The sequence below is a fragment of the Natranaerofaba carboxydovora genome (assembly GCF_022539405.1).
Lineage (GTDB): Bacteria > Bacillota > Natranaerobiia > Natranaerobiales > Natranaerofabaceae > Natranaerofaba > Natranaerofaba carboxydovora.
Window position 1 is genome coordinate 2335239 of record NZ_CP054394.1, and the last position, 26556, is coordinate 2361794.

Sequence of the window (26556 nt, forward strand, 5' to 3'; positions counted from 1 at the left end):
AAGGAATATAGCCTCAGAAAAAAGAATACAAGTCTATTATGAATACTAATATTGCGAGCACTATTATAACAAAAAACAAAATCGGCATAATAATTAATCCTTATGCGGGAAACAACAAAGCTAGAAGAGCATGGCCAAAAATAGAAAGCCAATTAATTAAATTTAATATTTCTTTTGAAAAATATTTTACCGACTCTTCTATACATGCCTCTCATCTTGCTAAACAAGTTATCTCTAAAGATATCTCTACAATTGTATTAGTAGGTGGTGATGGCACCTTAAACAGTTTGATTAATGGTTTATCCATAGAAGAATTAAATCGTATAAATATAGGTATTATTCCCCAGGGAACAGGAAACGACTTTTGTAGATCACTTAACATATCATCAAAAATTGAAGACTTATTAAATCTCATGCAAAAAGATCAAACCAGATTGGTTGATTTGGGTAGGGTGAATAACAATTTATTTGCCAACATCTCAGGCTTCGGTTTTGATGCCCAGGTGGCAGATGATATAAATAAAAACAATAAAATTTTGGTAGGCAGAACAGCTTATCTATATTCAATTCTTAAATTATTAATTAAATACAAAAATATACCCCTACATATCATTATAGATAACCAAACACATATTTCAGAAAATGTTTTTTTAACTGCTGTAGGTAATACGGGATATTACGGCGGAGGGATTAACATAATACCCTCTGCTAAACCAGATGATGGTTATTTTCACCTATGTACCGTAGGAGATATCAAGAAAAGACAAGTTCTAAAATCCCTGCCAGGAGTCTTTTCAGGGAAACACTTAACACATCCCCAGGTAAATGAGTACAAAGCAAAAGAAATTATCATTCATCTTGCTGATAAAAATAACATAGGTCCGGAATGTCCAAATGTGCCTGTTCACGCCGATGGTGAAATTCTAACTTATTTGCCAGCCAAGTTCAACATTATACCATCAAAGTTAAAAATTTTTGCGCCATAATATTAATTCTGGTGCAAAAATTCCATTCACATAAGTAAAGTGTTTTTAATTGATACATCTAAAATTCGTTAGCAGTCGAAATAAGGCTACCTAATCCAAAAACTCATCCTGAGTCAGGTTAGCTAATGACATCGGCGTCATCAGGCCTTATTTCTCCTGCTTCCTCATCAAGATATATTGCAAGTAAAAACAAAACTTTGCTCATATGACTTTTTGCACCAGGATCAATACTTAATTATAGAGCAAACTTAGGCTTATTAAAGTTCATTATTGATGTTTTTTATTAACACCTGCCTGCTACCATAAGTGAGCTTTTAATTTGCGAGATTGTTAGCAAATTCTTGCGACACGTTGGTAGTAGGCAGGTGCTAAGACCACTAAAAATATACTTTAACAAAGCCTAAATTTCAAATTTTCAAAGGAAAAATAAGTTTACTGTTGAAATCTTAATTGTTAGAAGTTTAAAAAATTATTTTAATAAGCGAGGTGTATTTTTAATGGAATGTGGTAAATGTGGTTCCCACGGATGTTTTAAAGGCAATACTGACAAACTACCTAAAGACTGCCCTTCAAAAGAAGAATCAACTAAAGAAAAGCTTAATGACTACATCACCTGCGAAGAAAATGAAAATATAGCATTAAATGCTGCCAGAACAGAAAGCGAAGGTTATAAAAGATGGACAAGGCTTGAAGAAATTATCCAGTTTTCCAAAAAAGCAGGTTACAATAAATTAGGCCTTGCATTCTGTGTTGGGCTAAACCAGGAAGCCAAAAAAACAGTAAGAATATTAGAAGATCATGGATTTGAAGTAATTTCACTTATATGCAAAATGGGAGCGGTCCCTAAAGAAGACATAGGCTTAGAAGACAAGGAAAAAGTAAATCCTGGTAATTTTGAACCTATATGTAATCCAATTGCTCAGGCCGAGATTTTCAATGAAAAGGAAACAGACTTTAATGTCATCCTTGGGCTTTGCGTAGGACATGACTCATTACTTATCAAACATTCAAAAGCCCCTGTAACTACTTTTGCAGTAAAAGACAGAGCCCTTGGACATAATCCCCTTGCAGCAATATACTGCGACTTTTACATGAAATCCCGCTTTCAGTAGTAAATCAGGACAGTAATACGCATCGTTAAACAACACAAAACCCCTTGGAAACTTCTTTATCTAAAACCTTCCAAGGGGGTTGTTTTTAAGACATTTAAATTTATTGAAATTTAAAATTTTCTGTAATTTTAAATTATAACTAGCAATAGGGAAATTCTTTAAACTCCTCAATTCTTTCATATTTGTTTAAGAACTTTTCTTTGTAATATTCTGAATCTTTATTCTGTATCAAATCCCTTACTTCTTGCAAGGTATTTATATTGTGCTTTTGTAACTTATTAATATAGTTGATCAGGACTTGAGCTGTCATGTATGCATCTCCTTCTGCGCTGTGTCTACCTTTTACTTTTATCTTCAGATACTCGAGAAGATAATCTAGGCTGTGACTTGGCAAGTGAGGATAAAGCACCTGACCTAATTGAAAAGTATCTAATACCGGGTTATGAATTTCCTCCTGGCAGAACCAATTTAATTTTAAATTCAGAAAAGTCAGATCAAAGCTTGCAAAATGAGCTACCAAAGGCCTACATTTAATAAATTCTAAAAACTCACACAGTACAGGGCCTACAGGTTCTTTATCTTCCACCATTTCATTGGTTATCCCTGTTAATTTTTCCACTTTTTTGGGTATGTGCCTCATGGGGTTTACGAGCCTACTAAAAACTTTATCCTCTTGAATCTCACCATTTTTCACTACCACACCGGCAATTGAGGTGATTTCATCACCTTCATACGGCTTTAAACCAGTAGTTTCAGTATCAAATACCACAAACTCTGTATCTGTTATGTTTAGATCATATTCCACGTTATTTTTTATTTCTTTACACTTTGCTCCAAGCATTTTAGAGGTAGTTCTATCCGGTTCAGATTGATATACTCTGCCTATACTCGCCTCATTTTTTTTCCTTTGCTGACCTTTTTGTAACCTTAAGAAAAAGTCTCTAACTAAAATAGACAAATTATCACCTCCAAACCCTCTCCCATAACTAACCTTATATAATGTAGTTACATACATATATACATATTAGCCATAGATATAAAAAGCAAATCCTGTGAGATTTTGCAGTCTCTCAACAGCTAAAAGGGATTCTCTTAATATGGTTTTTTCCCATTTTGTAAGCTTATTTAACGCTACCATGTTATCCGGCTCAAGTCCCTGTTTTACTTTATCTACACTATCTTTAATTCTAAACATCATCAGCGCTTCATAAGAAGCATGAATAAAATCAGCATCATCCTTAGAAAGGACATTTCTTTCTTTAAGCATATCAAGCCTCTCATAAGTGTTTGTAGAAACTATACCTTCTCTAAGAGAAAACACCCGCAAACAATCAACAATATGAACGCAGGCTGACTTTTTAAGATTTACCCACTCACCATATTTCTTATCTTTTTGAGCTTTTATCTGCTTGAAAAACCCAATTGGAGGCTTCCTTCTCAAATCATCTCTTACTAAAAACTGTAGGGCCACACTACTCTCCCTAAAAGTTCTTATAACAAAGTTCTTTAATAGATCACAGTAACGTTTCTTGCCATATATATGCCTGAAATCCAAAAATATGGTCATAAGTCTAACATTTTCCCCATCGGGGTTAGTAGCCCACTTTTTGACTACATTTCTCCAGCTCTTAAAGGAACGACACCATTTTGGATTATTAGCCATTACATCTCCAGGACATCTTTTAAAACCTAATTTTACTAACCCTTCAACAATTTTATCTCCAAGGATTAAGAAGTATTCCTGAACTTCTTTTTCGTCCAGTTTGTATACATCTTCAAAAACTATTCCATTATCTTGATCAGTCCTCATAAACTGCTCTTTTCGCCCACTACTTCCCATATTTATAAAGCTATAATTAACAGGCGGCGGGCCATGACCTTCTGCTTCCATTTCCTTCTCTGATATCTGAATAACCTTACTTGTAAGTTGATCATAAAATTCTGTTATAACTTCACAAACCATCTTAGCACTAGCTCTTTCTTTAATAAGCTCATCTATTAGACTATCTATCTCATCTCTTGCCACTAATAGGTCATCAATTGTCTTAGCATTTTCTAAACTAGCAGCAATATTTAACGCCCCAGCCTTTCTTGATTTGACCAGGTCTCTAATTGTCAAAATTCCAGCTAGCTTTTCTTTTTCAGTTACTACTATATGCTTTATTTTATGCTTAACCATTAATATAAGAGCATTGTACATATATTCTTCTGGATCTAAAGTTATAAGATGCTCACTAGATATATCTTTAGCTTTAACATTTTGGGGCGAAATGTCATTTGCGACAATTCTATGTGTTAAGTCCTGCTCTGTTATTATTCCCTGAGGTATCTCATTGTCATCTACAACTACTACAGAGCTAACGTCATGTTCTCTCATAATTTCAGCAACCCGTTTTGCAGTGTCATCTTTTTTACATACTATTACCGGTGATATCATATTTTGCTTTACTGAAGTCCGAAGAGAAGCTTCATCTACAGATAAATCCTTTCCTCCGCTTCCTTCAATCAAAAACTTTTCGTACAGATTCTTTATTCTTTCTCCAAGTTCTTTTTGAAAATATTGTGAAAACTGGGGGTTTTCATCTGCAAGTTCTTCAAAAGTATCTTCATCTATTACTAAACAGTTCATTTCCTCAATTACCTTAGATGAACCTGCATAGCGCCCATCGGTGAAAAAAGCTGTCTCACCAAAGAAGTTATATGGTGTCCTTTCCCCCTGCTTTATCTCTTCACCATTTTCCCCTTTGACAAGTATCTCTACTTTACCTGATAGGACTATAAATAATAATCCCTTACTCTGATCACCCTGTCTAAACACATAACTACCTTCATGATAGCTTCTAATATGAAGCTTATCTAGGGCAGTATTTAAAGTATTTTCGTCAAGAAAGCTAAACGGAGATACATCTTTAAGAACTCCAAAGTAATCTTTTGGTGTTTCTTGTTTTAAAAAAGCCAAGGACATCATCCCTTTGTTCTTTGTAAGATTATGTTAAAAGCTAAAGGTTTATACCCATTGTATAATAAAATCTGAATACAAACAAGATTAATTGTTGAAATTTTTCAAATATTTACTCTATGACACCTACTTATATTAAAATGATTGACAAAAGACAATTCCTTTTAATAAAATTTATCATTACAAGTAGAAATATTTTTCATTTAAAGTGCAGCAAAAGACTGATATAATATTCATAACATCTCTTATTGGTTAATAACTTTATTTAAGAATGTGATTTAGTTTTTTTAGTTTTAGTTTTCGATTAGAAAGGAGGGAATACCCCCCATGGATGACGATAAAAAGGTTAGAGAGGCTTTGAAAGAAACTGAAATACTATATCAGCCCAAACAGCTTCTTGATACTTTTGGTTCATCAACCGTAAGATATTACGTGTTAAGTGAGTCTATCTGCGATGAACTAACAGGACAGAACTCTAAAGATACAGTAGTAAGAAAAGGAGAGTTAATCTGGGAACCTCCAAGGGTACTGAGCCCCGTCCACATGCTTAAGATGGAAGGATTTAACGAAAAAGCACGCCAGGCTATAGAAATGATAGCAAAAGAAAACCCAAATCTTGCGGCTTTCTTTTATTCTATAAGATATGAAAAGAAAGCAGAAGAAATGCATGTGGTAAATGGCAGCCTAGAAGAAGTTTCTGAGAGAATAATAAATGAAATCGAAAGAGATTCCGAACCACTAACTGCAGTAATAAAGGGTGTTGGAGGCTACTGGGATGTTTCTTTGATGAAATTTATCCAGGACATGGTAATAAGAAGTGCACGTTTTTCACAGTTCCCGGATCTTAAAGACAAAGGCTTAATAAAAATAGATGAGTCTGGTTATCCAATCGTAACTAAAGACTCCACGGGAATACCCCTTGCTGCCAAAAATAAAATTGAAGATATGTTTCGACGCGTTAAAGATGGTGAAATGGAAGCAAACCATTTAAAAGAAGAACTTGATAAATGGGGACTTTTTGAACAGTACGAAGATAGATTTTTAAGTTTATTTAAAAGAGATGAATAAATACAGGCTAGCAACTTAAATAAATAAGGTTGTTGGCCTTTTTTTTTAAATTGTTTTATTATATTAAATTATTGTTATATTCTGTATTTTTTAAGTTTATATGGTAATATAACAAATAATTAAAAGTTAGCAAATTAAAGATTTGGGTTGTTAAAGTAAAATATTCGTTATTGTCGGGATTTGGCTTACTTTACAATACTTTGACAAGCTTATATAATATAGAGGTAAGGATGTTATAAAGTTTTAACTATTATTTAGGGGGGATGACAAAATTAAGAAAAGCAAAGTTTTAATCTTAGCACTTGCTGCTGTGTTCTTAATAGGTTCAGTTTTTACAGCTACTGGCTGTGAACCTGAAGAAGCAGCAGGAGAAGAGGTTGATTTGGTTTACGTTGAATGGGCTTGTGCAGTAGCTACTTCACATCTACTAGCTGAAGTTATCGAGTCAGAATTAGGTTATGATGTTAACCTTACTTCTGCAGAGGCGGGCATGGCATACTCTGACATAGCTGCTGGCGGCATGGACGTATTCCCAGCTGCATGGCTACCAGTAACTCATCAGAGCTACCACGAAGAATACGAAGGTGAGTTTGACGACTTAGGTCCATTATATGAAGGAGCTAGAATTGGACTAACTGTGCCAGAGTATGTAGACATTGACAGCATTGAAGAAATGGACGAGATCGCTGAGGACCTTGACCATGACATAATTGGTATTGAGCCAGGCGCAGGTGTTATGGATGCAACTGAATCAGCTATCGAAACTTACGACAGTCTTGAAGACTTCAACTTAGTTGAGAGTAGTGACGCTGGTATGACAGCTGAGCTAGAGACTGCAATCGGAAATGAAGAGCCAATTGTTGTAACTGGCTGGACACCTCACTGGAAATTTGCAGAGTGGGATCTTAAATTCTTAGAAGATCCAGAGCTAGTATATGGTGAAGAAGAAACCATTAACGCACTTACTAGACTTGGATTTGACGAAGATGCTCCAGAAGTGTATGAGCTATTAGAAAACTTCCATATTACTGACGATCAACTAGGTGAGATCATGGGTATGATCGAAGACACCGGCGACGAAAGTGGTAGTGCTGCTGAATGGGCAGAAGAAAACCAGGATGTAGTAGAAGATTGGCTGCCGTAATTTAAAATCAAAAATATTTTTGTGTAACTATGTTACGAATTAAAAAAATAGAGAGGGGCATCTTGCCCCTCTCTATTTTTTTAATCCTTCTTATTATTTTTTCAACCCTTCTTTTAATATTGTAATAGTCTCTTTAATTTCGTCCTTCTCAGGCCTCTTGCCTTCTATTATTATCTGTGGTGAAATCACTTCAATCATAACTCCTCTAAAAATCTTCGCAGCAAGAACTGGATTAGCTTCCTTAATCTCGCCCTTAATTTTAGCTTCCTCAAATTCTTGTTCCAAATCCCTGATGAAATTTTCTCTTATATCCACCATCCAATCTTTAATTCTTTTCTGAAATGGATGATTAGAATTAATCATAAGCCTTCCAATTTCTTTGTTATCCCAAAGGTATTCAACATGTGCCATAAGATGATTTTCTAGGGTTTCCCAGATATCTTTCCCTTTAATCTCTTTAAAGTTAATTTGCTTTTGATACTCTTTTACCCCCATTTTGAATATACGGTTTAACAGATCTTCTTTACTCGAAAAATACTCATAAATAGTACCTTTGCCCACACCGGCAAAATCAGCAATTTCCTGCATTCTTACCTCATGAAAACTTCTTTCACTAAAAATTTTGCATCCTGCATCCAAGATTAATTTTTCTTTTTCTTTAACTGCGTCACTATTCGACACTTTCTCCACCGCCTATCTTTTCTTTAATCCTAAGTGAAAGATCATCCAATAGAGAGTATACCACAGGGATTAGAACCAGTGTTATTACTGTCGATACCGCCAGACCTCCAATAGTTACAGAGGCCATTGGTGTTCTCATTTCGGCACCTTCTCCTATTGGCATTGCCATAGGTAACATCCCAAGGATAGTTGTAAGTGTAGTCATTAGAATAGGCCTTAACCTTATTCTCCCAGCTTGAATAATCGCGTCATATCTATTTACTCCCTGCTGGTGATATAATTGATTGATATAATCGACCATAACAATACCATTGTTAACAACAATTCCGGCAAGCATTATGACACCTATAAAAGCTACAATACTAAGTGGCCTACCACCTATCAAAAGAGCAGCAATAACACCTATCAAAGTTTGAGGAAATGTAAACATTATTATAAAAGGATACAGCAAAGACTCAAATTGAGAAGCCATCACCATATAAACAAGTATAACTGCAAGACCAAGAGCAAAGAAAAGCCCTGTAAATGCATCCATCATATCACTATAGGCCCCACCATATTCAACTGTATAACCAACAGGTAGTTCATAATCGCTAAGCTCCTCCTGAATATCATCTACTACACTACCCAAATCTCTGCCTTCTATCTGTACTCCCACAATTCCACTTCTAACCTGATCCTCTCTTTCTATTTGCCTTGGCGCTTCCACCATCTCAATATTAGCTACTTCTTCAACAGGTATCTGCTCACCTGTCGGTGTGTCAATAAGCATTCTTTCCAAGGCTGATACATCAAACTCATAAGGAAAGTCTGCTTCTAAGCGAATATCATATTCTTCTCCTGCTTCTCTATAAAAGCTAATAGTTTCTCCATCGATTACCCTGCTAAGAGTATTCCCAACTTCGTGAGTAGTAAGACCATAGGAAAAAGCTTTATCATTATCTAGCTTTAATGCTATCTCTGTTGTCACATCTTCAAAGTTAGAAGTTGTATTAGCGACACCTTCCACCCTCTGTGCTTTAGTAGAAATATCGTCAGTCAACTCTTCTAAAACTTCCAGGTCGTCTCCTCGTATTTCTATAGTGACATCTTCTCCCATTCCTCCGCCTTCATCGGCCATATCATCTATAGAAACAGACTTATCAACTCCAGGTTCTTCAGGTAACAACTCTCTTATTTCATCTGCTATTTCAAAAGCATCCCTATCTCTCTCCCTATCAGACACCAGACGAATTGACAAACTACCCTGTCTAGATCCGCCACCGTCACCCGCAATCATATCACCACTGCCACCGGACTCTGAAAATAATACATCTATTTCCGGAATATTTTCTATCAATGTATCCTCGAGTTCTTTCATCCTTTCATCAGTTTCTTCCATAGTAGTTCCCACCGGGTAAGTCACATCCACACTTAGCTCACCAACGTCAGCCGATGGCAAAAACTCAAAACCCAATAAAGGAACCATAAACACACTGCTAACCATTATCACAAGAAAAATCGCTATGACTCTAAACCGATAAGTCAAAGCCCATTTTAGTATTCCTGTATAACGCTCTATTGTATTAGATACAAAAGAGTCCATCTTTCGAGGAAGATAAGACATATTTGATTTAATTTCACTGATATTTCTACCCAAAAGTTTAACCGACAACAGTGGGATAAGCCCAAGTGCTACTACCAAAGAAGCAACCAGGGCAAAAACAACTGTCCAGGCAAGAGGTTCAAAAATTATCCCTGCAATACCTTCAGCATAAGCCGCCGGTAAAAAAGCTGCAACTGTTGTTAAGGTTGATGCAATTATAGCACCCGAAATTTCTTGACTTCCCTCTATTGCTCCATCTACCGGTGTTAAGCCTTCTTCTCTTTTTCGGTATATATTCTCCAACAAGACAATAGAGTTATCAACCACCATCCCTATACCAAGAGTTAGTCCACCAAGGGTTATCATATTCATTGTATAGTCCATAAAATAGAGAAGGTTAAACGTACTCACTATAGAAATTGGTATCGCAATTCCGATGACAAGGGTGGGCCTTATACTTCCCAAAAATAACCACAGTATAACAACTGCTAAAATAGCACCTATTACTGCTGTAATGTACATACTATCTATCGCATCTTCAATAAAAACACTCTGGTCCATAGCTATATTAAAGCTAATATCCCCGGGCAAATCTTCTTCCATAGCTTCCATCTCGGCTCTAGCAAGCTGTGCTACCTGTACAGTATTTGCCCCACTTTGAGTTTGGATAGCAATGGAAACTGTAGGTTCTCCATTCATTCTGGTTATTGGCTCCATCTCTTTTAACTCATCCTCGACATAACCTATTTGCGAGAACCTTACAGGACCACTCTCAGTCTGTCCGACTATTAAGCCTTCTATTTCTTCTGGTGATTCAAATTCACCCTCTACCTTAACAGAGTATTCAAATCCCCCTTCTACTACATCTCCACCAGTAATATCAATGTTTGTAGCCTGGATTACCTCGGATACATCATTGTATGTCAGCCCATAACTAGAAAGCTTGTAAGGGTCGACCCTTAGATCAATCTCCCTCTCTAATCCACCCATCGTGTCAACAGAAGCAACGCCTTCTAATCTTTCAAGCCTACTCTGCACAACACCTTCAGCCAAATCCGTCAATTCTTCATGACTCATATTACCGCTTATACCAGCCTGAATTATCGGTAACATATCAGGGTCTATCTGCATTACTGTAGGGTTCCCCACATCATCGGGAAGTTGATCTATTGTCATATCGACAACTTCCCGTACATCAAGTGAGGCAAAATCCATATCCGTACCCCAGTCAAATTCGAGTATTATAGTGCTCTGACCGGAACTAGATGTAGACGATATCCCACTCAAGTTATCTACTGTCGATAATCCTTCCTCCAAAGGAGAAGTCACCATATTTTCTACTTCACCTGGTCCGGCACCTTCGTAATCAACCATTACCAAGAGCACGGGAAGTTCCATGTCAGGATAAAGGTCTATGGGAATCATAGTAACAGAGATTGTAGCAAGCAAAAGAATTATCAATACTACCATCATAACCGTAACTGGTCTTTTAATTCCAAGCTTTGATAAATTCATGAGTTATTCAACCTCACTTCATCTCCTGGACCAACATCACTTAGACCGGCAGTAATAACTCTTTCTCCTTCATCTAACCCATCTACAACCTCTATCATACCATCCTCAGCAATACCTGTTTCTATTATGCGAAAATCCACAACGTATTGCCCTCCTTCATCTTCTACAACATATACTCCTGATTCGCCGTCCTCTTCCAATATTGCATTACGAGGAACTACTATCACATCTTCGCTAGAATCAACCACTACTTCAAGGCGGCTAAACATTCCTGCTCGAAGTAAACCTTCTTCATTTGGGATAACGACCTCTATAGGATATCCCCTGCCATCTTCAGGCGGCATATCACCAATACGCTGAATAGTGTTTTCATAAGGTTCTTCCCTGGCGGAAGGAACATTTACCAGTACATCTTGCCCTGCATTCACATTATTGATATATGTTTCTGGAACTACAGCATTAACAATTACCACATCTGTATCAATAAGAATCATTGATGGGGAGGCTGTATCAGCCATATCCCCTTCACTAACATCAAGAGAAGCAATCGTGCCACTTCCAGGGGCCTCTACCTGCGCCCTGTCAAGAGTCTGCTGGGCAAGTCTAACCCCAACATCAGCCTGGTTCACCTGAGACCTAAGTGCCCTTAGCTGTTCTTCTCTTGCCCCTTCTTCTACTGCATCCATTGCAGCCTCAGCCGCTTTTGCCTGCTCTTTAGCATTTTTGTACTGCATTTCTGCCTGTTCTAATTCCTGGTCAGAAACAAACCCTTCTTCATGAAGTGATTCTATTCTTTCAAATTCTTTTTCCATCTGCTCTTCTTGATCCTTTGCCATATTTAGCGTTGTCTCCATCTCTGTAACTTCGGCATCCCTTGGTCCTGCCTCAGCCTCATCTAGCTGAGCCTGAGCAGCATCTCTTGCTGACTGAGCTTCTTCTAGCTGTAGTCTATAATCATGATCATCAATAGTCATGAGAAGTTCCCCTTCTTCCACTCTATCGCCCTCTTCTACATGGATGGATTCAATCTCACCAGAAAGCTGAGGTATAACCATCACTGTATCATCTGGTTCGACATTTCCAGTCAGAGAAGCTGTTTTTTGAAGATTATCTCTGTGGATAGGCTCTGCTTCAACAAGTGGTGGTTCTTCTTCTTTTTCTTCATCTGCTACTGTTTCTCTAACCTCACCAGACAAGTAATATCCTCCCCCGGCCAAAAACAATACAAGAAGAACAACCAAGCTAATAATAATATTCCTTTTTTTCTGCGTCTTCTTCTCTTTAATTTCCTCATTTAGTTCTTCTTTCTCATTTAATTCTTTTTTATTGTTATTACTCATTGAGTTATCCTCTCCCATTTTAACTATATGTCTCCTTTCCTTCCATCTTTTCCGGCCGACTGGTCAGTCGGCTACAGTCAAAGTAAAAGCCCAAAATTATGGGCTAAAAGAATCCATATCTCCATCTTCCATGCCAGGACCCATACCAGAATCTCCTGTACCAGGATCCTCAGGCCCAAAATCAAAATCCTGATCCTGATTCATTCCAGGAGCCGTGTTAAAACTTCCAGACTCTGGCCCGTCTTGATTCATACCTGGATCCATATCCATACCAGAATCCATACCATCATCTTCCATGTCGTCCATCTCATCAGAATCTTCCATATCAGGGCCTTCTGGGGCCATTCCGTCTTCCATATCCTGTTCCATATCCATATCACCGCCAGCATCTAATACAATTCCTTCTTCATCTAAATGTATAAGCTCTCTTTTGGCAAGATATGCTTGAAATTTTGCCTGTTCTATCAAACTAATTGTCTCATTTAATTCTGTAAGGCTGTCAAGATAATCATTTTCTGTAATCATACCATTCTCTATCATTATTTTATCTGCCTTGACTGACTCCACTTGAAGGTCTAACCCTTCTTCTGCAAGTCTATAATCATTCATAGCTTCATTGAATGCATTATAATTTTCATTCATTGATTTTTCAATATCTTCCCTGGTAACTTCCTTGTCTAATTCAGCTTGTTCTAGCTCAACTCCGTACATCCTATAGGAATCCGAATCTACACCATGTTCATTCGCTGCAAAATCCAAGTTATCTTCTGCAAATTCAACTTTTTTCTCTTGAAGCCTAATCTCATTACCTGCATACTTAGCATAATCAAGACTCTGTTCAAAATTAAAACTCTCTTCAAAGTCCTCTAAGTCAAAAGAAATTGGTTCTAAATAAACTGTTTCATCCATATCAACACCTATAAAACTTAAAAACTCTCTTTTCAAATCATCTCTACTGTTTTGTAGGCTTTCTATATTATCTTCTATTTCATTTTTTTGAAGTTTCAATGCATCCACTGAGAGGTCCGTGCTCAAACCAGCATTTTTTCTTGCTTCTTCTTGTTTTATAGTTCTTTCTACATTAGCTAAATTCATTTTTGCTGTTTCTAACTGTTCATCCATAACAAGTAATCCTATATACATACTTTCTGCACCAAACTTCAATTCCTTCTTCCCAATTTCTTCCCACTCCATATATGCAATATCTCTTTCTTGCTTTGTTTCTCTTTTTCCCTGCTCGGCTTCAGCAACCATATCGTCAAGCATATCTTCGTAATCCATCTCATCAGTAGCATCAAGTAATTGATCAAACATGGCAATTTGCATTTGTATAGCCGATAGGTTTGCAATTTCAGTCATAACAGGAGCTGTTTTATCAATCAACTCCTCATATACCTCATCATCTATTCCTATATCACCTTCTCCATTACTCCCCGATCCATCACCGCTACTTTCCTCCTGTGTTACGTCTCCAAATTGTTCCTCCATTGCTTCTTCTATTGCTTCATCAACTGCTTCTTGTACAGCATCATCTATCATTCCCGCAATCACATCTTCCATTTCAGGCATCGCTTCCTCATCTAACACCTCATATAACTCCTCAACTGCCTCAACTAGGTTATCTTCTGCTTCCTTCATTTCTTCATCTTCAAGACGCTTTTTTTCTTCTTCCAAGTCATCTATTAGATCATCAATATCTTCTCTCATCTCTTTCATGTCTTGATATTGTTCTTCTGCCATGTCAACACCAATATCCGCCATTTCAAGGCCTAGCTCAGCCTGCAATGCCTGAGGTGAGTTTAGTACGATGTCTCTAGCGCCTTCAAGAGTTAGTCTTCGATAGTACGCGCCTGTCTCTTCTTCATCCTTTTCTACCCCAAAAGTATCCTTTTCTTCATCCACCACTTCAAATAAATCTTCAATACTTACCTCATAGTTATCATCCTCTTTTTCATTTTCATCATTATTTTCTTTTACTTCTTCTTTTTCTTCTTCATCATTATCATTGTTTTCTTCCTCTGCCATAACACCAGGCATTATTATAAAGACAGACAATAACCCGACAACGAAAATCATAAGTAATAACTTCTTCACCAGTTAACCCTCCTCATTTAGCAGCAGCTTCCCCCACTACAGGTGCCACAACCACTGCTACCACTATTTCCTCCAGAACTTTTGCCTCCTTTAACCATTACAGAGGTAAAAATCTGTTTTGTTTTATCTGAACCACACTCCTTACAGCACACTTCATCTCTTCTTTCATAAGATATCCTCTTAGAAAATTTACTGCTGCACTCTTCACATTTGAAATCATAATTCGGCATATATTCTAAACCCTCCTTCATGTTAACGTAGATTACATAATTTCACAAAAAATCTTAAAACCATTTACATTTTTAATTTTAATCCTATCTACAAAATAAGTCTACCTCAAAACCAAAAATAAATCTACCACATTTTATCTACATTAACACTGCAACAACACTCACACTAACACCAACATCAACACCAAAAAATGGATCACTAAACTTCCTAATCTACACTTACATAATTATATCATTATTATCTATATCTACTTTACATAATTACATATATTCTCCTTAATTCTACTTAACACTATATCTTCTTCTCTGAATAGCAAGTATCAAAACACCAACCACAACAAAGCCTAAAGCCACTACCTGGGGTGCAGTTAATCCCCACATCATTTCAGGGTTCACCCTGACAAATTCCACAACAAATCTATATATGCCATAAAGCACCAAAAACCAGGAAAGTAAATATCCATCAAAGTACTTATGCTTACGTAAATATAAAAGGATAACAAGTACCACTACCATCAAAAGGCTCGAATAAAGCTGAGCAGGGTGTCTGCTGATATCATCTACCGCCGGATAGACTACAGCCCATGGCAAATCACTTGGCAAACCATAACAGCATCCATTTAGAAAACATCCTATCCTGGTTATGGGATACCCAATAGCAACAAGAATAACCCCAAGATCCATCAGCCTAAAAAAAGAATACTTCCTGTAATAACTGTAAGCCAAAACACCAAGTGCTGCAAAGATAAATCCTCCATGAAAGACAAGCCCACCATCTCTAAAGCCAAGCATCCCCCACATGAACTCATGCCTGTAAAATTCAAAGTTTCTCGCTACAAAAATAAACCTAGATCCAAGTGCTGCAAGGACTATTACAAGTATCAAAACTTCTAATATATGATCTTCTTTAAATCCTTCTTTTGGCGCCTGCTTTAGCGCATAAAAAATTCCCACCACAAACGCAATGGCAATCATAACTCCGTAGGAGTAAATAGCCATTCCACCTATCTCAATTAATTCAGGACGCAATCGTATCCCTCTTTTCTTTTATTTACCGTTTATTTCTTCCCAAATAACCATTTATGTTATATAATTTCTAACTACACCTTATAATAATACTTCGCTTTTTTATTTTATTACTTTTTATTATTTTTGAAAAGAGGTAGTTATTTATTTAGTATAGTTATTTGAAAGGAGTTTTTATTTATGAACGAAGAATTTAACAACCTTCTCTGTGAAAAATGCAAAAACGCTTTCTTTGCTGAAGCAAATAAAGAAATTTGTGAAAGATGTGCTGAAAACATGTTTGAAAAAGTTAAAGAATATATTGAAGAAAATCCAAGTAACACCATCAATCAGATTATTTCTGAAACAGGGGTAGAAGGAAAATACATAAAAAAATGGATCAGGGAAGGAAGACTAATACTAAATACCCCGGAAGGCCAAAGAGAAAAAGAAAAAGCAGATAATTTTAAAAAACAGGCAGGTAAACTGCTAGAAGAAGAAAAAGAAAAAACCTCTGGCCATGATAAACAGGATGATAAAAAAGATGACAGAGACAGACCTTCAGACGGTGGTTATTACACAAGGTAACAGCCTTCTAGCATAACGAGTATAGCTTTATGGTTTGTCTCCCATAAGTTAGTTTTTATGGGAGACAAACCAAAGCAAACTTATATTAACCATTTGAGATATCAATTGCTAGTTAGATACTAATTGCCAAAATTTACTATTCATCTTTACTGACACCAGCATCTGAAAAGGTAGCCATCTCATTAATAATCTTCACAGCTGCCTCAACAGAGTTCATGGCAAGGACAGCCCCTGTTCCCTCACCAAGTCTCATATCCATACTAAACATAGGCTTAATCCCAAGAAGGGATAACATTACATTATGTCCAGGCTCTTTGGACAAGTGCGACCCTATCATGTAATTAACACTACCCTCACAAAACTTAGAAGCCATAACAGCAGCCGCTCCCGAAATAAATCCATCTATCATCACAGGAATTCTTTTACTTGCACAGCCCAAAAACACACCGCACAACCCTGCTATCTCAAGGCCACCTATTTTCGAAAGCACATCTAAAGGATCATCTGGATCAGGACTGTTAACTTCTATAGCCTTTTCAATGGCCTTAATCTTATTCTCTAACCTGTCATCTTCAACACCTGTCCCCCGTCCAACTACTTGGCGAATGGGAGCATCTCCATATAAATATATTATTGCAGCACTAGGAGTGGTATTACCTATACCCATCTCGCCTGTAGAGACAATTCCTACACCATCATCACTGAACTTTTCAGCTATTTCAAAACCTACCTGCATAGCCTTTAAAGCCTCATCTTTTGTCATAGCTGGTTCTTTAGCCATATTCTTAGTCCCTGGTGCAACCTTTCTATGCAGTACCTTGTCGATATCAGATATATCTTCATAAACCCCAACGTCAACTAATGTAAGCTCTACTCCTTCATGATTTGACAAAACATTAATTGCTGCACCTTCACCAGCAAAGTTTTGCACCATCTGGGCAGTAACTTCTTTAGGAAAAGCAGACACCTTCTCTTCAACCACACCATGATCTGCTGCCATCAAAACTCCTGCCTTCTTTTTAAGGGAAGGAATAGGCTCTTTGTATATTCCAGCCAGCTTTTTGGCAAGTTCTTCAAGTACTCCAAGGCTTCCAGGGGGTTTTGTCAGATCATCTAGCCTCTCCTGTGCCTTTTTCATAGCCTCTTCATCCAAAGGCTCTATCCCTTCAATAACATCATCAAGAACATCTTTAAGCTTTTCACTCAATTTTATCGACCTCCTAAATTTGTTTTAATGAAAATAAAAAAAGTTCTTGGAGCCCATTAGAAAATGAGCCCAAGAACTTTACCATCATCCTTAGGGTAACTATCGCCCTCACCAAAAAGGCAGGTCTTCTGGCTTCGATTCTCCCTACTTCCCCGCCTTCCCAAGCACCTTTGTTCTCCTTTACCTTAACTCTCCCTAGCATAACTTTAATTAGGAGTAGATGCCAGTGGCATGATGGGGGTTCGTCCTCGATTACAGCGGCGGGACCGCGCCGGTTAAAAGCCCGGCTTCCCTATTATCCCCAAGAGAGGGGACCTTTTTGGATATTAAATTGTTGATTCGCTAGTGTAAGAATCAATTGTAATATTTTCAAATGTATTTTCACTGTTACATTTTCACTATTTTATTTTAGCAATACCACAGCTAAAATGTCAACTTCAGAAAAACTTCATAAAACCAGCAAAAATCCATTATTTACGATACTATCCTTACCCTTCTCTTTCTATTACAAATTCTGGGGTTATATCTACCTCAAACAACCTTCTCCAGGGCAAGTTAATCTCTAACTTTGACAAACTTTTTAGTACATAACCAGGCTGATCACCCTCATCAAGACCAAGACTGCAAAAGCCTTCACAACAATCACAGTCCCCACTATCCCCTAAAGCTAATCTCCTACCATCAAAATAATCTTCATAAAACTCTTCTAACTCACCCCTAAATTTATCATCAAAATAATCTTTAATCTTATCGTAATCTTCACCAAGGTCATGCTGATCTCCATCATTATCTTCTAATTCACCCATATAATCTATTACTTCTTTACGAAATCCACCTGCATATAGATAGTCTTTAGAAAATCTATGAAAGATCAGACTTGCCTGAGCTCTAGCCCCAAGGAGCTTAGAGTCATTATCAAGATAGTATCTATCTTCATATTCAATATCTTCACTACCTGCCAAAATATAAAAATGCCTGTTATTTGCCTGGGCAAGGGACTGACCAAGACTGTTCCCAGCAGTATTCCAACCGCTGTATGACAGAAGGTCAAAAAGTTCCACTTCTTCTAGTAAACCTTCAACAAAGGTCTTACATCCTCCATTTAGCTTTCCAACATCAGAAACTGCCGCATACCTACCCATATTGAGATTGTATGATATCTCTCTAGCAAATTCTTTTATACTCTCTGTTAATTCATCCCTTACTTCTATTTTTTCATCTTCATCAAGTTCTATTTGTCTCTTAAGCCTTTTTACAAGGTCCTCTGTCATCTCACCACAACCGCAGTTTAAATTATTAACAAATAAAAGGATATCTGCTTTTTCTCTATCATCTACAAGCTCTCCCCCAAGGGCATTAATACGTGCTTCTATATTTTTTTCAAGGGGGATATCTTCTAGAAGAGGGATCCACTCTTCTGGATCATAATATTCTGGATCAATATTGTCTTTTATAATTTCTGGTACTTCAGGATATATCGGATAAAACAAAGGCTCTCTATCATAAGCCTTATTAATATATCTAGAGATCAAAATCCCATCCACTTCATCAGTTCCTGGGAAAATTTCAATTTTGTCTTCTATATTAAGAGAACTCTTCTTCTCTTCAATCTCTTTTTGCTCCACTCTATGAAGACCATAATCTGCCGCATCGTCTTGGGATATTACCATATAATCTATATAATCATCATCTAATAGCTCTAAGAGCTTGAGATTTATCCTTTGATTCATCTCCCTAGAATTAATATAGCCCTTCAAAATACCATCCGGGATTCTATTTTCTAACCTCTCAAGATTTGCAGTGTACTCAACTTTTCCCTCATTATGGACCCTGTCATAATTTATCGCCCAGTACCTAATATCATTATAAAGATCATCATCCACATCCCCAGCAAAAGTAGGTGCCAACCTTTGGATCGAAGAATAGACATAAACTTCAGCATCAGGATATATCTCTTTAAGTTCTTTTAGTATATTGGTTCCTTTTTTAATCCTTTCTTCTTTGTCAATATTAGGCTCTACATTTCTAGAAGAGACAAGCCCGCCAAAAAAGAGCATATCCGCAGATATTACAAAGGCATCAACCTCCCCGTCATGGCCAAAAGCCTCATCAGCTTCATTTAACTCTCCATACCCTTTATTTTTCAAAAAATCCCCTATCTTCTCTATTAACTCGCTGTCAAACCCCTCATCCTTTGGCGAAATCTCTTCCATTAATTCCTCTGGCATGGTATTAATATTTACCCCACCACTTACCTTGGCAGTCTTCTCTGGAACAAAGGTATTAGCAGGTCTATCATCTAAGGCCAACAGCACAATATTTTCATCCACATAATCATCACTGCCAAAAGAACTAATAATCCCAAAAATACCAAAAAGCACTATTACAAAAAGAACAATTTTTTTAATTATACTGCTTCTTATTTTGCTTTGATTGTTTTGATTGTTATGATTGTTTTGATTGCTATGTTGTTGTGTTTGATTTTGGTTTCTATTTTGCATCTTTGTGATTACCCCTTTACTACCCCTTAAGATAGATTATTCAAATTCAAAATTATTTTATCAATTATATCAAATGGTATTTTTCTTTGATTTTTCCTCTTCCATTAATCTGATCCGCTCCATGGCACCCTTACTTGTAAAATAAAATAACATTGTAAGGATGAATACTAGACCACTAAGTACTATCCAGCTAAACTGATAACTACCAAATACATCAGCAATGTAACCAAATATAGGCGGAACTATAATAACCCCAAATCTAAGAAAAATTAATGCAAGGCTTGTAGCGGTCCCATTTTGATTTTCAGGGACAAGCTCGCCAACAGCGGTAAAATAAACTCCAGGAATACCTAAGACAAAAAATCCCATAAAAAATGAGAATACCAACCCTCCAACAAGTCCAAAGGAAAATACGTATACCAATATACTTGTCATCAACAAGACAAAGGAAATCAAAAGCCCCTGTACAAAAAGACCTTTTCTTCTATCTCCACCAAAAAAATTCTCATTTATATATCCCCAGCCAGGTTGACCAAACATACCCCCGATCTGAAATAAAGCAAGAGGCGCTCCAACAAACCCCTGTGATATACCCATATCCTGTCCAGCAAATATAGTATAATGGGTACTAATAGAGCTTATCCCAGCACCAAAAATAAATCCCATAGCACCAAAAGATATCAGAAATCTATTTTTAATAAGAGAGATTATATCTTCTTTAAAGCTTATTTTTTTGCCTGCATCTTTACCTGCATCCCTATCAACAACAGCAGGGTTTTTTCTTACATTAGAAGCCTTACCACTTGTTGCCCTATCGGAATTGTAAAAATAAAAAATCAAAACACCGATAAATACAGCCGCTCCACCTGACAAAAATAAAGAAACTCTCCACCCATATAACGCCCCAATATAAGGTAGAAGCATTGCAGCCATGAAGCCGCCAACACCACCACCTGCATGGACTATCCCCATAGATACAGCTCTTTTCTTAGGAGAAACAAGTTCCATAACACCTTTATTTGCAGCAGGAGTAACAAGGCTAAATCCTATCCCTGCAAAAAAGGCAAGGATAAGCATAAAAATATATCCCGGCACGAAAGTATGAAAGACCATAAGCCCTCCCATGCTTAATGCACCAAGCATCAAGCCCTTCCTAGGCCCTATTATATCGACAATCTTACCGCTAAAAAGGGCAATAGCCGTAGCACTAGCAAAAAAGAAAGTAGAATATAATCCCGCCTGGGCCCTTGTAAGGACAAACTCCTCTGTAATAAAGGGCATAATGGTCTTTATCCCCTGCATATTAAGCACTGTAGCTATATAAGCAGTGGATATAATCATCAATATAAACCAGGTATTACCTTTTATTTTTTGGCCTACTTTTTCAACATAATAACCCATTTGTATTGCTCCTTTTTTTACAGTACTAAATACGCTCCAAAGTTTAGAACCCTAGAACCCTCGCCAGGCTTAAACCCTGTTTCTATAGCTTTGTTAGTAAGTTTTTTTGCTTTTTTGATAGCTGTCTTTAGGTCATCTCCCCTTGCCAAAAGAGCACATATAGCAGCTGACAAGCTGCAGCCTGTCCCGTGCAAAGGCCCAAGGTCAAATCTTTCTTCAGAGAACCAGGTTTTTTCTTTATCTTTAGTCACAAGGAGGTCAAAGGATTTATTTTCACTTTCCTTTTCCTTTTCCATATGACCTCCTTTTAATAATACATTATTAGCTCCCTGGTCTACAAGCTTTTCACCAGCTGTTTCCATCTCTTCAAAGCTGTCTATCTTTTTATCTGTAAGCTTTTCTGCTTCAGGTATATTTGGCGTGATTAAAAGTGAAAGAGGCATTAATTTTTCTTTTAAAACTTCTACAGCTTCATATTTTAAAAGTAGATCACCGCTTGTGGATACAAAAACTGGATCTACTACAAGATTCTTCTGATTATGTTTTTTTACCTCTTCCACAACAACTTCTATTATCTCCCGGCTAAAAAGCATCCCCGTCTTAGAAGCCTTTATATCAAAATCACTAAAAACAGCTTCAAGCTGTTTTCTAACACCTTCTACACTAACATCATAAACACCGCTAACTCCCTGGGTATTCTGGGCGGTAACAGCAGTTACTACACTAAGGCCAAAAGTAGAAAGACCGCTAAAAGTCTTAAGATCTGCTTGAATCCCAGCCCCACCACCGCTATCTGACCCAGCTATTGTTAGTACACTTTTCAAAAGCAACTTCCTCCTTCTAAACTAAATTTTTATTCTAGTGCAAAAAGTCATATAGCAAAGTTTTGTTTTTAATTGTATCAATTAAAAACACTTTACTTATGCGAGTAGACTTTTTGCACCAGAATCAACGTTAACTTGCTTTATCAATTATACCTTTACTCGCCTCTTACCACTTTGGCAAACCTTTCAAAGGACCTGTCATAAGTCTTCTCAACCTCAGCAGGGAAAAAACAGGCAGGAAGTTGGTTCTTTTCCCTATGATAATGAAGACACTCACAGCAAGCACCTTTTCTAGGACACCCAGAATAAGTACAATTACACCTGTCTAAGTTTTTTTGAGTTTGATCGCAGTCCATCTTATATCATCCTCCTTGAAGAAAATTAATACCACTCCAAACAAAATATCCACCCATCCCTATAATAAATATGGACAAAGAGGCCATAACACCTCTGTAAATACCATCTGTAATAAACTTTTTACCTGAAGCAAGAATCAAGGAAATAAAACTAAGCCATAAAAAATCAGCCATCATATGCCCTACAAAAAAGAACAGCAAACCTCTAGTACCATACTGCAAAGATATAGTTATATACCCTGCACCAACCGTAGCCCACCAGATAAACCAGTAGGGATTACTAACAGTAGCAATAATTCCAGCTACAACTGTGCCATTAACCAGTTCATCGCCTAAATCATCTATATTATTCTTATTATCTGGGTTGTCTTGAGTATCGGTATATATGTTATCGTAGTTAGCAATCTGATTATCATCTAAGCTTGCATCATCTATACTAATAGAACCTGATCTGGCATCAGAAAACATCTTATACCCCATGAGAAACAATACAGTTCCACCAACAAGACCAATAACGCCACCTGCCAAGTCACTTGCCATATATGAACCAAGCCCTGCTGCAAGCAAAAGAACTACAAGAGCTTCCATTATTCCGTGTCCAAAAGTTACCAGAGGGCCTGCTTTAAACCCTTTTTTAAGAGAGTGCTCTGCAGTCACCGCTGTGAGGGGGCCAGGGGCCATTGCACCAGACAGCCCTACCAAAAAAGCCGTGACCAGTATATAGGCTGCATCCAATTTCACTTCCCCCTCCAGTTCTAGTAAAATATATGATATTATTAATTCTATAGAGCTTATACATTTTAGTCAACGATTTTAAAAATTGGAAGTTATGCTTACTTTTGTTACAACTGGGAGGTTAAATTAATAAATGATTGAAGATAATTATAACTACCGCATTCTCATTATAGAAGATGAAAAAGGACTTGTTAAGGTCTTAAAAGCATATTTAGAAAAAGAAGGATATGAGGTGTTTTACTCTCACGACGGAGAAGAAGGCTTAAAACTTTTTTATGAAAAAAATCCAGATCTTATAGTCTTAGATTTAATGCTTCCTTCAATGTCAGGGGAAAATATAGCTAAAAAATTAAGACAAACTGATAACACCCCGATAATAATGCTAACTGCCAAAGGAGAAGAAGAAGAAAAATTAGAAGGCCTTGGAATAGGTGCTGATGACTATGTAGTTAAACCTGCAAGCCCAAGAGAGATAACAGCCAGGGTAAAAACCATCCTTAGAAGATCAGAAAAAGATCAGGGCAGGGTGCAAAAAGATATAATCGAGACAAAAAACCTTACCATTAACACCTTGTCTCACAGGGTATATCTAAAACTAGATAAAGCAGACGAAAAAGATGAATCAAGTCTAGAGTTTGAAGAACTATCCCTTACCCCAACAGAATACGAGATTCTAAAACAGCTAGCTCTCTATCCAAAAAGGGTATTCTCTAGAGAAGACCTTGCCGATATAGTCTTTGGCTACTTCTGGGAAGGTGACCCAAGAACTGTAGATACCCATATAAAAAACCTCAGAAAAAAAATCGAACCCGACCCAAAAAAACCAACTTTTATTAAAACGGTATTTGGGGCAGGGTATCAGTTTCAAGAATAGCGATTAGCAGTATACCAACGAAGGGCTTTTAATGTATACCAACGTTCACAAGAATTTGCTAAAAACCGCGCAAATTAAAAGTTAATTTAACTGCAAAAAGTCTATTCACATAAGTATAGAGATTTTTTATATGACTTTTGGCAGTTAAATCAAAGTTCACTTAAGGTAAAATGAGATAAAAGGAGCATGTATAAATAATGACCCATATCAAAAAACTTCTAAACCCAAAAAGTTTATTTTTTCGCCTTTTTATTGCCCTTTGGCTGCTTTCTGGTGGGATGTTATTTTTGGCAGGGGTATATATTAACTTCACCATTGACCAGGAGTTTGCCGAATTTGTAGAGACTACCCAAATGGGAGAGAGACAAAATATCATTGAAGCAGTATCAGATATTATTGCTGAAGGAGACGATACAAGACAGGCACGTGAACAGATGGCCATTAATCAATTGGCAAGAACTCATAACGAAAGGATAATAATAAAAGACCAAGAAGGGGAAATAATCCATGACTCCATGACAGATGGTCATGGGCATATGGGTATGGGAAACGGTGGAATGGGAGGTCCCATGAGAGATAGAGATGATATGCCAGGTCAGGGGCCACGCCCTGACCACACAGATGATACCACCGAAAAGCCCTTTGAGGAAATTCCTTCTAATATAATAGAAGAAAACACCTATCCTCTTGAGATAAATAGCGAAACCACAGGAAGTATTATACTTCTTCCTACAGATAGAGGGCCAGATTTTTTTACCCCTACTGAGCTAGATTTTAGAAGTGAAATAAGTAGAAGTATAGCCATAGGTGGAGGCATCTCCCTTGTTCTTGCAGCATTAATAAGTTCTGTAATATCCGTCTCCATCTCTAGACCGATAAGTAACCTAAAAGAAACAGCTGAAGGATTAAAAGAAGGCAAACTTAATCTAAGAGCCCCAATAAAAGGACCTGGAGAAATACGAGAACTCTCTTTAAGTTTTAATGCCATGGCAGAAAACTTAGAAAAAAACGACTATCTAAAAAAGAAGTTAACCCAGGATGTATCCCACGAACTAAGAAATCCTGTAGCATCCCTAAAAGGATATTTAGAAGCCTTTCAAGACGGGGTACTGCCAACAGACAAAGAAAATATCACTCATACAATAAACGAAGTACAAAGACTTGAAAATCTAACAGAAGAACTTCACCAGTTAGCTTTGCTTGATTTCAAAGAAAGAAAGCCTAATAAAAGTCCACTAAACTTAAATGAACTTGCAGAAAAAATAAATGCCACAGCAAAACCCCAGGCTCTAAATAAAGGAATAGAATTTCATTACAAATCTATAGAGGAAGATATAATAATCGAAGCTGACGAAGACCTTTTGTATAGAGCAATCAAGAATCTCATCCAAAATGCCTTAAATCACACTGAAGCTGGAGGAAAAGTAGAGCTAGGCATCCAAAAAAATCAAACAAGTAAAGAAAACCCAGGCGAAAGTGCCCTGATATATGTAACTGATACCGGCAAAGGCATCCCTGAAGAGAAGTTTCCTTACGTCTTCGAAAGATTCTACAGGGCTGACGAATCAAGAACAAAAGAAAAAACAAAAAGTGGCAGTGGAAGCGGCCTTGGATTATCTTTAGTAAAAGAATGGACTGAAGCAATGGGAGGAACTGTAGGAGCTTATTCAAAAGAAAACCAGGGAAGCACCTTTTATCTTAGCTTTCCCTTATCAAACGAACATTGAATTCATATGAACAAAGTTTTTTGCACCAGAATAAAATTTTAGATATCTTCACAAGATCTTCATATCCTCCTGTTAAAGTATAATTAACAACAAACAAAACAAGGAGGAATTTAAAAATGATTAAACGTTTAGGAGTAGTTTTAACAGTAGGAGCACTTGCTTTAGCTCTACTTATCACACCTGGAGAACTTCTTGGAGCAGAAACAGCAGAAGGTTTTGGTGCTAACGGCCAAAGAGGGCCAGCTGAAGATGAAAGGTATGAAGGAAATGCTAGATTTGAAGAAAGAGATGAACTTCGCATCCAAAAAATCGAAGAACTTGTTGAAGAAGGAGCTATTTCAGAGGAAGAAGGCGATGAACTACTAGAAGCAATTGAAGAAAGAAAAAGTTTTGAAAGAGGAGAATGTCCTGCAGATGGACCAAGAAACTGTGATGTTAACCTAGAATTAAGAGAGCGTTTTGAAAGTGAAGATGGTGAAGAAACAAGAAATGGTTTTGGTTTTGGCAGAAGAGGCATGGGCCATGGATTTAACAGATAACAACTAATAAATTCCTGCACTGCACACCACGCACACCACAATAAAAAGAAAAAGAGTAGCGGTTCACATAATAAACCGCTACTCT

22 protein-coding genes and 1 riboswitch are annotated in these 26556 nt (G+C 37.1%); of the genes, 8 read left to right on the plus strand and 14 right to left on the minus strand.

What is annotated here, in order from left to right; genetic code table 11:
* Positions 1 to 38: 38 nt before the first annotated feature.
* Both ACONDI_RS11120 and ACONDI_RS11125 read left to right on the plus strand, forming a co-directional pair.
* A complete protein-coding gene (locus ACONDI_RS11120) occupies positions 39 to 986 on the plus strand; it encodes a diacylglycerol/lipid kinase family protein (protein WP_241078617.1) in 948 nt (315 codons plus the stop codon).
* Between the two features lie 497 nt (positions 987 to 1483).
* Entirely contained in the window at positions 1484 to 2098 is a 615-nt protein-coding gene (locus ACONDI_RS11125) for a DUF1847 domain-containing protein (RefSeq protein WP_241078618.1), read from the plus strand.
* A 139-nt stretch (positions 2099 to 2237) separates the two neighbouring features.
* Here the strand turns inward: ACONDI_RS11125 and ACONDI_RS11130 are convergent, their stop codons facing one another.
* On the minus strand, positions 2238 to 3056 hold the full coding sequence (locus ACONDI_RS11130) for a 3'-5' exonuclease (RefSeq protein WP_241078619.1): 819 nt from the start codon (positions 3054 to 3056) through the stop codon (positions 2238 to 2240).
* Between the two features lie 66 nt (positions 3057 to 3122).
* On the minus strand, positions 3123 to 5057 hold the full coding sequence (locus ACONDI_RS11135) for a DUF294 nucleotidyltransferase-like domain-containing protein (protein WP_241078620.1): 1935 nt from the start codon (positions 5055 to 5057) through the stop codon (positions 3123 to 3125).
* A gap of 327 nt (positions 5058 to 5384) precedes the next feature.
* On the opposite strand from ACONDI_RS11135, the gene ACONDI_RS11140 reads away from it, so the two are divergent.
* On the plus strand, positions 5385 to 6125 hold the full coding sequence (locus ACONDI_RS11140) for a hypothetical protein (protein ID WP_241078621.1): 741 nt from the start codon (positions 5385 to 5387) through the stop codon (positions 6123 to 6125).
* A 310-nt stretch (positions 6126 to 6435) separates the two neighbouring features.
* On the plus strand, positions 6436 to 7269 hold the full coding sequence (locus tag ACONDI_RS11145) for a glycine betaine ABC transporter substrate-binding protein (RefSeq protein ID WP_241078622.1): 834 nt from the start codon (positions 6436 to 6438) through the stop codon (positions 7267 to 7269).
* Between the two features lie 93 nt (positions 7270 to 7362).
* On the opposite strand, the gene ACONDI_RS11150 is transcribed toward ACONDI_RS11145, so the two are convergent.
* The 6 genes from ACONDI_RS11150 to lgt all read right to left on the minus strand — a co-directional run bounded on the left by ACONDI_RS11150 (position 7363) and on the right by lgt (position 15743).
* A complete protein-coding gene (locus tag ACONDI_RS11150) occupies positions 7363 to 7950 on the minus strand; it encodes a TetR/AcrR family transcriptional regulator (RefSeq protein WP_241078623.1) in 588 nt (195 codons plus the stop codon).
* Complete coding sequence (locus tag ACONDI_RS11155) at positions 7940 to 11050, minus strand: efflux RND transporter permease subunit (RefSeq protein ID WP_241078624.1); 3111 nt, start codon at positions 11048 to 11050, stop codon at positions 7940 to 7942. Before ACONDI_RS11155 ends, ACONDI_RS11150 begins: the two co-directional genes overlap by 11 nt.
* Positions 11047 to 12390 carry an efflux RND transporter periplasmic adaptor subunit gene (locus ACONDI_RS11160; protein ID WP_241078625.1) on the minus strand — a complete coding sequence of 448 codons (1344 nt, stop codon included), beginning with the start codon at positions 12388 to 12390 and terminating at the stop codon, positions 11047 to 11049. Before ACONDI_RS11160 ends, ACONDI_RS11155 begins: the two co-directional genes overlap by 4 nt.
* A 96-nt stretch (positions 12391 to 12486) precedes the next feature.
* A complete protein-coding gene (locus ACONDI_RS11165) occupies positions 12487 to 14484 on the minus strand; it encodes a TolC family protein (RefSeq protein ID WP_241078626.1) in 1998 nt (665 codons plus the stop codon).
* A 17-nt stretch (positions 14485 to 14501) separates the two neighbouring features.
* Complete coding sequence (locus ACONDI_RS11170) at positions 14502 to 14714, minus strand: FmdB family zinc ribbon protein (protein WP_241078627.1); 213 nt, start codon at positions 14712 to 14714, stop codon at positions 14502 to 14504.
* A 282-nt stretch (positions 14715 to 14996) separates the two neighbouring features.
* Positions 14997 to 15743, minus strand: a complete 747-nt coding sequence (lgt, locus tag ACONDI_RS11175) for a prolipoprotein diacylglyceryl transferase (protein ID WP_241078628.1) — start codon at positions 15741 to 15743, stop codon at positions 14997 to 14999.
* Positions 15744 to 15920: 177 nt separating this feature from the next.
* Between lgt and ACONDI_RS11180 the strand changes: the two genes are divergently transcribed.
* The gene (locus tag ACONDI_RS11180; RefSeq protein WP_241078629.1) at positions 15921 to 16307 is read left to right on the plus strand and encodes a hypothetical protein; all 387 of its coding nucleotides are present in this window, start codon (positions 15921 to 15923) and stop codon (positions 16305 to 16307) included.
* Between the two features lie 136 nt (positions 16308 to 16443).
* On the opposite strand, the gene cobT is transcribed toward ACONDI_RS11180, so the two are convergent.
* The 6 genes from cobT to ACONDI_RS11210 all read right to left on the minus strand — a co-directional run bounded on the left by cobT (position 16444) and on the right by ACONDI_RS11210 (position 23331).
* The gene (gene cobT / locus ACONDI_RS11185) at positions 16444 to 17514 is read right to left on the minus strand and encodes a nicotinate-nucleotide--dimethylbenzimidazole phosphoribosyltransferase (protein WP_241078630.1); all 1071 of its coding nucleotides are present in this window, start codon (positions 17512 to 17514) and stop codon (positions 16444 to 16446) included.
* 101 nt (positions 17515 to 17615) lie between these two features.
* Positions 17616 to 17848: riboswitch (cobalamin riboswitch) on the minus strand.
* A gap of 154 nt (positions 17849 to 18002) precedes the next feature.
* The gene (locus ACONDI_RS11190) at positions 18003 to 20015 is read right to left on the minus strand and encodes a DUF4127 family protein (protein WP_241078631.1); all 2013 of its coding nucleotides are present in this window, start codon (positions 20013 to 20015) and stop codon (positions 18003 to 18005) included.
* Between the two features lie 69 nt (positions 20016 to 20084).
* Positions 20085 to 21416, minus strand: a complete 1332-nt coding sequence (locus ACONDI_RS11195; protein WP_241078632.1) for an MFS transporter — start codon at positions 21414 to 21416, stop codon at positions 20085 to 20087.
* A gap of 17 nt (positions 21417 to 21433) precedes the next feature.
* A complete protein-coding gene (thiD, locus tag ACONDI_RS11200; protein ID WP_241078633.1) occupies positions 21434 to 22240 on the minus strand; it encodes a bifunctional hydroxymethylpyrimidine kinase/phosphomethylpyrimidine kinase in 807 nt (268 codons plus the stop codon).
* A gap of 155 nt (positions 22241 to 22395) precedes the next feature.
* On the minus strand, positions 22396 to 22596 hold the full coding sequence (locus ACONDI_RS11205) for a DUF6485 family protein (RefSeq protein WP_241078634.1): 201 nt from the start codon (positions 22594 to 22596) through the stop codon (positions 22396 to 22398).
* 6 nt (positions 22597 to 22602) lie between these two features.
* Positions 22603 to 23331 carry a LysE family transporter gene (locus ACONDI_RS11210; protein WP_241078635.1) on the minus strand — a complete coding sequence of 243 codons (729 nt, stop codon included), beginning with the start codon at positions 23329 to 23331 and terminating at the stop codon, positions 22603 to 22605.
* Between the two features lie 133 nt (positions 23332 to 23464).
* Between ACONDI_RS11210 and ACONDI_RS11215 the strand changes: the two genes are divergently transcribed.
* The 3 genes from ACONDI_RS11215 to ACONDI_RS11225 all read left to right on the plus strand — a co-directional run bounded on the left by ACONDI_RS11215 (position 23465) and on the right by ACONDI_RS11225 (position 26471).
* Entirely contained in the window at positions 23465 to 24205 is a 741-nt protein-coding gene (locus ACONDI_RS11215; protein ID WP_241078636.1) for a response regulator transcription factor, read from the plus strand.
* Between the two features lie 197 nt (positions 24206 to 24402).
* Positions 24403 to 25932: a sensor histidine kinase gene (locus tag ACONDI_RS11220; RefSeq protein WP_241078637.1), complete on the plus strand. Its 1530-nt coding sequence runs from the start codon at positions 24403 to 24405 to the stop codon at positions 25930 to 25932.
* A 116-nt stretch (positions 25933 to 26048) separates the two neighbouring features.
* Positions 26049 to 26471 (plus strand): hypothetical protein, encoded by a 423-nt coding sequence (locus tag ACONDI_RS11225; protein ID WP_241078638.1) that lies wholly within the window; start codon positions 26049 to 26051, stop codon positions 26469 to 26471.
* Positions 26472 to 26556: the final 85 nt, after the last annotated feature.

What these genes read in the sequence shown, in the direction of transcription:
- ACONDI_RS11140 (WP_241078621.1), top strand. Translation starts at nt 5,385, where the DNA reads ATGGATGACGATAAAAAGGTTAGAGAGGCTTTGAAAGAAACTGAAATA.
- ACONDI_RS11220 (WP_241078637.1), top strand. Translation starts at nt 24,403, where the DNA reads ATGACCCATATCAAAAAACTTCTAAACCCAAAAAGTTTATTTTTTCGC.
- ACONDI_RS11195 (WP_241078632.1), bottom strand. Translation starts at nt 21,416, where the DNA reads ATGGGTTATTATGTTGAAAAAGTAGGCCAAAAAATAAAAGGTAATACC.
- ACONDI_RS11190 (WP_241078631.1), bottom strand. Translation starts at nt 20,015, where the DNA reads ATGCAAAATAGAAACCAAAATCAAACACAACAACATAGCAATCAAAAC.
- ACONDI_RS11215 (WP_241078636.1), top strand. Translation starts at nt 23,465, where the DNA reads ATGATTGAAGATAATTATAACTACCGCATTCTCATTATAGAAGATGAA.
- ACONDI_RS11170 (WP_241078627.1), bottom strand. Translation starts at nt 14,714, where the DNA reads ATGCCGAATTATGATTTCAAATGTGAAGAGTGCAGCAGTAAATTTTCT.
- ACONDI_RS11120 (WP_241078617.1), top strand. Translation starts at nt 39, where the DNA reads ATGAATACTAATATTGCGAGCACTATTATAACAAAAAACAAAATCGGC.
- ACONDI_RS11155 (WP_241078624.1), bottom strand. Translation starts at nt 11,050, where the DNA reads ATGAATTTATCAAAGCTTGGAATTAAAAGACCAGTTACGGTTATGATG.
- ACONDI_RS11205 (WP_241078634.1), bottom strand. Translation starts at nt 22,596, where the DNA reads ATGGACTGCGATCAAACTCAAAAAAACTTAGACAGGTGTAATTGTACT.
- ACONDI_RS11225 (WP_241078638.1), top strand. Translation starts at nt 26,049, where the DNA reads ATGATTAAACGTTTAGGAGTAGTTTTAACAGTAGGAGCACTTGCTTTA.
- ACONDI_RS11125 (WP_241078618.1), top strand. Translation starts at nt 1,484, where the DNA reads ATGGAATGTGGTAAATGTGGTTCCCACGGATGTTTTAAAGGCAATACT.
- ACONDI_RS11160 (WP_241078625.1), bottom strand. Translation starts at nt 12,390, where the DNA reads ATGAGTAATAACAATAAAAAAGAATTAAATGAGAAAGAAGAACTAAAT.
- ACONDI_RS11180 (WP_241078629.1), top strand. Translation starts at nt 15,921, where the DNA reads ATGAACGAAGAATTTAACAACCTTCTCTGTGAAAAATGCAAAAACGCT.